General features: G+C 48.9%; 3 protein-coding genes. All 3 read right to left on the minus strand.

From position 1 onward, the window contains the following. Positions 1-702: type VI secretion system contractile sheath domain-containing protein (locus EQY_RS0122945; RefSeq protein WP_000245850.1), on the minus strand; the 702-nt coding region annotated here is incomplete at its 3' end. Between the two features lie 24 nt (positions 703-726). Next, on the minus strand, positions 727-1272 hold the full coding sequence (gene tssB, locus EQY_RS0122950) for a type VI secretion system contractile sheath small subunit (protein WP_000996813.1): 546 nt from the start codon (positions 1270-1272) through the stop codon (positions 727-729). Positions 1273-1332: 60 nt separating this feature from the next. After that, entirely contained in the window at positions 1333-1584 is a 252-nt protein-coding gene (locus EQY_RS0122955) for a hypothetical protein (RefSeq protein ID WP_071988007.1), read from the minus strand. Positions 1585-1615: the final 31 nt, after the last annotated feature.

Raw genomic sequence — 1615 nt, forward strand, 5'->3', positions numbered from 1 at the left:
ACACTCTCCAGGAAAACCGGGGCGGTTCAGGGTCACAATTTTGGTCAGGTCACGCGGGTTGGCCAGTTCCTGCCAGGAATCCATCTGCAACACTGATGGAGAGGCCCCGGCAATAAACGGCGCATGGGCGGAGGCTGCCACTTTGGCAATGGAGCCGAGCAGATCCACATCCGGCGGGGTGTGATCAAAATAATAATCCGCAATGATACAACCGTAAGGTTCTCCGCCTAACTGCCCATATTCGGCTTCATACAGCTTTTTGAACATGGGGCTTTGATCCCACGCGATCCCTTTGTAACGTTTCATATTTTTCCGCAATTCATCCTTCGAAAGGTTCATAAAGCGGATTTTTAATTTTTCATCGGTTTCAGTGTTGTAAACCAAATGTTCCATCCCACGCCAGGAGGACTCCAGTTTCTGAAAATCTGGATGACTCAGGATTAGCTTGATCTGTTCCGTTAATTTGAAATCGATCTGCTCAATAATCGCAGCAATACTTTTATAAGCATCGTCACTAACGATGACCGTATTTGTCAGAGCCTGTTGAGCCAGCGTCTGAACTGCCGCCTCAACCGCCTTTGCAGCCTGAGGTGTCTTGGGACGGAAGGCTTTATCCAAGAGCGAATCAAACTCCGTTTCCTGATAGGCAGTGGTTTGCGCAGTAGAGAGGTCGCCAGTCGCCAGAAGAGTATCGTTTACCATGAAAGTTCCTTAATAAAATCGCAGTTAGTCTGCTGTTCCCGTTTCACCTGATAAGACACTTTCCTGTTGAGCGACAGGTTTTGGCGCGCTGGCCAGAGCTTTCAGTAACGTTGGGTCTTGTAATAGTTTGTTGATCAGATTTTCTGCTCCCGCTTTACCATCCATATAGGTTTGCAGGTTGGCAAGCTGAGTACGTGCTTCCAGCAACTGGTTCAGGGCATCCACCTTACGGGCAATCTGCGCAGGCGAAAAATCGTCCATATTCTCTAACGTGATATCGACCATTAACTGCCCTTCGCCCGTCAGCGTATTGGGGACAGCAAATGCCACGCGCGGCGCAATGGCTTTCATCCGCTCGTTGAAGTTATCGATATCAATATCAAGGAATTTACGATCGGTGACCGGTGGCAGCTCTTCGCGTGGTTTACCGGCCAGATCGGCCAGCACCGCCATGACAAACGGCAGGTCGATTTTTTTCTCGGAGCCGTAAATCTCTACGTCATACTCAATCTGCACGCGGGGCGCGCGGTTGCGGGCAATAAACTTCTGCGCGCTGTTGTTGATAGCCATAATCCTTCATTTCCTTATCAGTCAGCCGACGACACCAGGGGAGTGGTCCGACGGTACAGTTTAAAAATCATACGCAGAGAGTATTTTTATAATCTCTTTGTTTTCTTTTTGTTTTTTCCGCAACACAGGGAGTGATTTCTTCGCCGGAGGACACCAGGTATCAACCCCTTTTTCGATGCCTCTTTTATCCTTCTCTGGTAAAGAGCTGTCCCATTCACCAGCAAGATGCTGGCACATTTCCGCATTACTCAGAAAATGCTGCACATCCTGTGGTAAAGGCGGTTCCCCCTGAACACAGAAAGCGAACATCATTAACGTAAGCGCTCCGTCTGTAACGTCTTGT

Source organism: Escherichia sp. TW14182 (genome assembly GCF_000208525.1).
Classification (GTDB): Bacteria; Pseudomonadota; Gammaproteobacteria; order Enterobacterales; family Enterobacteriaceae; genus Escherichia; species Escherichia ruysiae.

Bases quoted from the DNA above. Each gene is read 5' to 3' on its own strand.
- tssB (WP_000996813.1), bottom strand. From the start codon at position 1,272: ATGGCTATCAACAACAGCGCGCAGAAGTTTATTGCCCGCAACCGCGCG.
- EQY_RS0122955 (WP_071988007.1), bottom strand. From the start codon at position 1,584: ATGATGTTCGCTTTCTGTGTTCAGGGGGAACCGCCTTTACCACAGGAT.